Annotated in this window: 1 pseudogene; it reads right to left on the bottom strand. The window is 70.3% G+C overall.

Going from position 1 to position 713, the window contains the following annotated elements:
- Positions 1–713: pseudogene (locus D180_RS20190) on the bottom strand (methyl-accepting chemotaxis protein); the annotation flags it as partial.

The following is a 713-nucleotide window of genomic DNA, read 5'->3' as shown; positions in this document are numbered from 1 at the left end:
CGGCGGCGATCTCGCCCATGATGTCGGTGACGCGGCGCACCGAGGTCACGATCTCGCTCATGGTGCGGCCCGCCTGGTCGACCAGGGCCGAGCCTTCGGCGACGCGGCCCACCGACTCGTCGATCAGCGTCTTGATCTCCTTGGCGGCATTGGCCGAACGCTGGGCGAGGGTGCGCACCTCGGTGGCGACCACGGCGAAGCCACGGCCCTGATCGCCGGCGCGCGCGGCCTCGACGGCCGCGTTGAGTGAGGATGTTGGTCTGGAAGGCGATGCCGTCGATCACGCCGATGATGTCGGCGATCTTCTTCGACGAGGCCTCGATCCCGTTCATGGTGGTGACCACGTGGCCGACCACGTCGCCGCCCTGCGAGGCCACCGCGGCCGCCCCGGCCGCAAGCTGGTTGGCCTGGCGTGCGTACTCGGCATTCTGCTTGACCGTGGAGGTCAGCTCTTCCATCGAGGCGGCGGTGCGCTCCAGGCTGGCCGCCTGCTGTTCGGTGCGGCGCGACAGGTCGCCGTTGCCGCTGGCGATCTCGGTGGAAGCGACATTGATGTTGGCGGCGGCGGCATGGATGCGGCCGACGATCGCCGCCAGCTGTGCGGCGGTGGCGTTGGCGTCGTCGCGCATGCGACCGAACACGCCATGGAACTCGCCGTGCATGCGTGCGGTCAGGTCGCCGGCGGCGATGGCCCGCAGCAGCGTGGACAGCTC

The organism is Xanthomonas sp. SHU 166, from assembly GCF_000364685.1.
Classification (GTDB): domain Bacteria; phylum Pseudomonadota; class Gammaproteobacteria; order Xanthomonadales; family Xanthomonadaceae; genus Xanthomonas_A; species Xanthomonas_A sontii.
The sequence above is the reverse complement of the archived record's forward strand: the minus strand, read 5'-3'. Positions and strand labels throughout refer to the sequence as shown.